Origin of the sequence: Longimicrobium sp., from assembly GCA_036389795.1 — a bacterium.
Classification (GTDB): Bacteria; Gemmatimonadota; Gemmatimonadetes; order Longimicrobiales; family Longimicrobiaceae; genus Longimicrobium.
On record DASVWD010000166.1, the window covers coordinates 1 to 3,876 of the forward strand.

At 71.7% G+C, this 3,876-nt stretch carries 5 protein-coding genes; 4 read left to right on the forward strand and 1 reads right to left on the reverse strand.

What is annotated here, in order from left to right; genetic code table 11:
• Nucleotides 1-324: 324 nt before the first annotated feature.
• The 4 genes from alc to VF746_22185 are packed head-to-tail and all read left to right on the forward strand — an operon-like array spanning nucleotide 325 to nucleotide 3,329.
• The gene (gene alc, locus VF746_22170) at nucleotides 325-1,329 is read left to right on the forward strand and encodes an allantoicase (GenBank protein HEX8695135.1); all 1,005 of its coding nucleotides are present in this window, start codon (nucleotides 325-327) and stop codon (nucleotides 1,327-1,329) included.
• Nucleotides 1,326-1,871, forward strand: coding sequence for a 2-oxo-4-hydroxy-4-carboxy-5-ureidoimidazoline decarboxylase (uraD, locus tag VF746_22175; GenBank protein HEX8695136.1), 546 nt, complete (start codon nucleotides 1,326-1,328; stop codon nucleotides 1,869-1,871). Before alc ends, uraD begins: the two co-directional genes overlap by 4 nt.
• Nucleotides 1,868-2,113, forward strand: coding sequence for a hypothetical protein (locus tag VF746_22180; GenBank protein HEX8695137.1), 246 nt, complete (start codon nucleotides 1,868-1,870; stop codon nucleotides 2,111-2,113). Before uraD ends, VF746_22180 begins: the two co-directional genes overlap by 4 nt.
• A gap of 1 nt (nucleotide 2,114) precedes the next feature.
• A complete protein-coding gene (locus tag VF746_22185) occupies nucleotides 2,115-3,329 on the forward strand; it encodes a urate hydroxylase PuuD (GenBank protein ID HEX8695138.1) in 1,215 nt (404 codons plus the stop codon).
• Between the two features lie 129 nt (nucleotides 3,330-3,458).
• Here VF746_22185 and VF746_22190 read toward each other — a convergent pair whose 3' ends face one another.
• Nucleotides 3,459-3,698, reverse strand: a complete 240-nt coding sequence (locus VF746_22190; GenBank protein HEX8695139.1) for a hypothetical protein — start codon at nucleotides 3,696-3,698, stop codon at nucleotides 3,459-3,461.
• Between the last annotated feature and the right edge of the window lie 178 nt (nucleotides 3,699-3,876).

Sequence of the window (3,876 nt, forward strand, 5' to 3'; positions counted from 1 at the left end):
ACTCCCAGGGTGGAGAGCGCGTAGCGCGACGCCTGCAGCGGCGTCTGGAGAGGCTCGGCTACAAGGTGGAACTGCGGAAGGCCGCCTGAAGAGCGCGACCCCGGCTCCGTAGTTTCTATTCAGGGAGCCGCTGCGCCGAACTCGTCTCTCACACCGATGTCCGGCGGCGCGTCCAACCTCTGGCGCGGAGGAAAGTCTCGTGAGGACGCTCCCTCAGGATGACATCCTCCTGGTGTTGCGGGAGTTGCGAAGAATCCGCAGCCGATTTCGAGAAAGTGGCATGACTCCTGGGCACTGGGCACTGGGCACTTTCATCCCTGGCAGATGACCGACTTCACCGAGCTGGTGGACCTGGCCTCCGAGCGGCTGGGGGGCGCCGTGGTGGCCGCCAACGACGAGTTCTTCGCGCCCAAGGAGGCCCTGCTGAAGCCGGGCGAGCCCGAGTGGCGTGAAAACGAGTACACCGAGCGTGGCAAGTGGATGGACGGGTGGGAGACCCGCCGCCGCCGCGAGCCCGGCCACGACTGGGCCGTGGTGCGCCTGGGACTGCCGGGGATCGTGCGCGGCCTGGTGGTCGACACGCGCTTCTTCCGCGGCAACTACCCCGAGCACTGCTCGGTGGAGGGGTGCGGCCTCCCCGGCGTCATCCCTCCCGACGAGCTGGACGCCGCCGCGTGGACGGAGGTCCTGCCGCGCTCGCCGCTCCGGGGCGACGACGTCAACCGCTTCGAGGTCGCCGACCCCCGCCGCTGGACGCACCTGCGGCTGAACATCTTCCCCGACGGAGGGGTGGCGCGGCTGCGCGTGCACGGCGAGGCCCGCCCCGAGTGGCCGCGGTTCGTCCGGCAGGGCGGGGAGCTGGACCTGGCGGCGATGGAGAACGGCGGCTACGTGGTGGTGTGCAGCGACATGTTCTACGGCCACCGGCAGAACCTGATCCTTCCCGGCCGCTCGCCGTTCATGGGCGACGGGTGGGAGACGAGGCGCCGCCGCGGCCCCGGGCACGACTGGACGGTGGTGCGCCTGGCCGCGCCCGGGGTGATCCACCGCGTCGAGCTCGACACCGACCACCTCAAGGGGAACGCGCCGGACCGCTGCGCGCTGGAGGGCGTCCACGCCCCGGGGGCCACCGCGGACGAGCTGTCGGGCGACGCGCTGCGCTGGAGGCCCCTCCTCCCGGAATCCCAGCTCCAGCCGCACGCCCGGCACCGCTGGGAGGACGAGGTGCTCGACGCCGGGCCGGTCACGCACGTGCGGCTGCGCATCTTCCCCGACGGCGGCGTGGCGCGGCTGCGCGTCTTCGGCACGCTGGCCGGGCCCGCGCGGTGAGCGCCCTCGACCGGCTGAACGCGCTCCCGGCGGAGGAGGCCGAGGCCACGCTGCGCGCCTGCTGCGGCTCGTCTCGCTGGGCACGGGAGATGGCGGCGCGGCGGCCGTTCCGCGACCCGGCTCACCTGCTGGAGGCGGCGGACGAGGTGTGGTGGTCGCTCGCCCCGGCGGACTGGGAGGAGGCCCTGCGCGCGCACCCGCGCATCGGCGAGCGCAAGGCGGCGCCGGGGCAGAGCGAGCGCGCGGCGGCGTGGTCCGCCGGAGAGCAGGCCGGCGTCGCCGGGACGCCGGAGGACGTCGCGGCCGCGCTGGCGGAGGGAAACCGCGAGTACGAGCGGCGCTTCGGGCGCATCTACGTGGTCTGCGCCACGGGGAAGAGCGCGGAGGAGATGCTGGAGATCCTGCGCGGCCGGCTGGCGAACGACCCGGAGGCCGAGCTGCGCATCGCCGCCGGCGAGCAGGCGAAGATCACGCGGCTCAGGCTGGAGAAGCTGCTGGCGGAGGAATCACGTCTTCCCGATCAGAAGGTGCAGGCGCAATGAGGACTCCCGGGCTCGACCGCGCGTTCTTCTCGCTGCTGGCCATCGTCTGCCCGCTGGTGCTCGGCGGCGCCGCGTGGATGCTCGTCCAGACCGCTGCAGCGTTGCGGGGCGATGCGCGGGGCAACCTTCCGGCCGTATCGACCAGCGTGGGGATCGCCCTCCTCGCCGCCTGCGTCGCCGGGGGCGCCCTGTGGCTCCTGGTGGCGGCGCTGCGGGGGCGGTCCGTCTCACGAGGCGCCTGACATGGACGCCGGCATTCGCGAGCTGCTCGACCTGGTGCTGCGCTGGGTCCACGTGATCGCGGGGATCATGTGGATCGGCAACTCCATGCTCTTCAACTGGCTGGACCGCAACCTGGTCCGCGAAAGCGGCGCGGGGCGCGACGTGCTGGGCCGCATCTGGCTGCTGCACAGCGGCGCCTTCTACCACGTGGAGAAGACGACGCTCGAAGGGCGCCCGATGCCGAGCCCCGTGCACTGGTTCAAGTGGCAGGCGTACACCACCTGGCTGAGCGGCGCCTCGCTGCTGGTGGTGGTCTACTACCTGAGCGGCGGCGCGCTCCTGCTGGACCCGGCGGTGTCCGACATCGGACCGGGCGCCGCGGCGGCGGTCGGGGTCGGCGTGCTGGTGGGCGCGTGGCTCGCGTACGAGGTGCTGTGGACGTACGTGCTCCCCCGCTGGCCGGCGGCCGTGGGCGCCGCGGTCTCGTTCGCGCTGGTGGTGGGGCTCGGGTACGGGCTCACGCGCGTGTTCAGCGGGCGCGCGGCGCTCCTGCACGTGGGGGCGGTGCTCGGCACGCTGATGGCCGGCAACGTCTTCCGGAAGATCGTGCCCGCGCAGCGCCAGCAGGTGGCCGCGGCGGAGGCGGGCGAGCCGCCCGACGCGGCGCTCGCCGCGCGCGCCAAGCTGCGCTCCATCCACAACAACTACATGACGTTCCCGGTGATCGCGCTGATGCTGATCAGCCACTTCCCCGGGATCTACGGCCACCCGCTCAACTGGCTCCTGCTGGCGGTCATCCTCCTGGCCGGCGCGGGGGTTCGCCACCTGCTGAACGTCCGCTTCACCTACCGCGCCTGGAAGCCGGCGCTGGCGGCCACCATGGCCACCGCCGTGGCCGCCCTCTACCTGATCGCCGCCCGCCCGGGCGCGACGGGCGCCACGCCGGCCGGGCGCGCCCCCGTCGCCGCCGGCGCGGTCACCTTCGACCGGGCGCACGCCGTCATCCTCAAGCGCTGCGCCGTCTGCCACTCCGCCAGCCCGGCGGACCGCACCTTCGGCCCGGCCCCCGCCGGCGTGATGTTCGACACCCCCGAGCAGATCCGCGCCCGCGCCGACCGCATCCTGGAGCGCGCGGTGGTGAGCCGCACCATGCCCCCCGCCAACAAGACGTTCATCACCGACGAGGAGCGCGAGGTGCTGCGCGGCTGGATCGAAGGCGGCGCGAGGGTGCCGTAACGGCGGAGATACGAATCCCATCACCCGAAAACCAAAAACGCTGTCATCCTGAAGGAGCCGCTGCACCCAACCATCCCACCGCACGGTTGCCTGGCGGCGACTGAAGGATCTGCGGGTCGGGTTCGAGCGTCAGCCAGCCCTTCGCGCAGTCCCCACCCGCAGATCCTTCGGGCGCACAAACGTCAGCGCAGACGCGGCTTCGGCGCATGCGCCCTCAGGATGACAGCGTTTTGCTTTGGTGTGATGAGGCAGCGGAGAGACCCCCAGGACGAAAACGCTGTCATCCTGAAGGAGCCGCGCGCCCAACATTTCCATCGCACGAATGCTTGGCGGCGACTGAAGGATCTGCGGGTCGGGTTCGAGCGTCATACCATTTTTCAGGGAAAAGTTCTGGAATCATGAGTCCGGCCACCAATGGAAGAAGGTGGCCGAGCGGAGGAGTTCGGGCTGATCGGAGAGCACGCAGCAGCGCTCTCCCAGCCGGGTCTCCAACTCCTCAATGGAGTCGAACGACTCGTTGACCAGCGCTTCGTCGCAGAGCGGCCAC

Coding starts and splice junctions, on each gene's coding strand:
- alc (HEX8695135.1), top strand. CDS start 325: ATGACCGACTTCACCGAGCTGGTGGACCTGGCCTCCGAGCGGCTGGGG.
- VF746_22180 (HEX8695137.1), top strand. CDS start 1,868: ATGAGGACTCCCGGGCTCGACCGCGCGTTCTTCTCGCTGCTGGCCATC.
- VF746_22185 (HEX8695138.1), top strand. CDS start 2,115: ATGGACGCCGGCATTCGCGAGCTGCTCGACCTGGTGCTGCGCTGGGTC.
- VF746_22190 (HEX8695139.1), bottom strand. CDS start 3,698: ATGACGCTCGAACCCGACCCGCAGATCCTTCAGTCGCCGCCAAGCATT.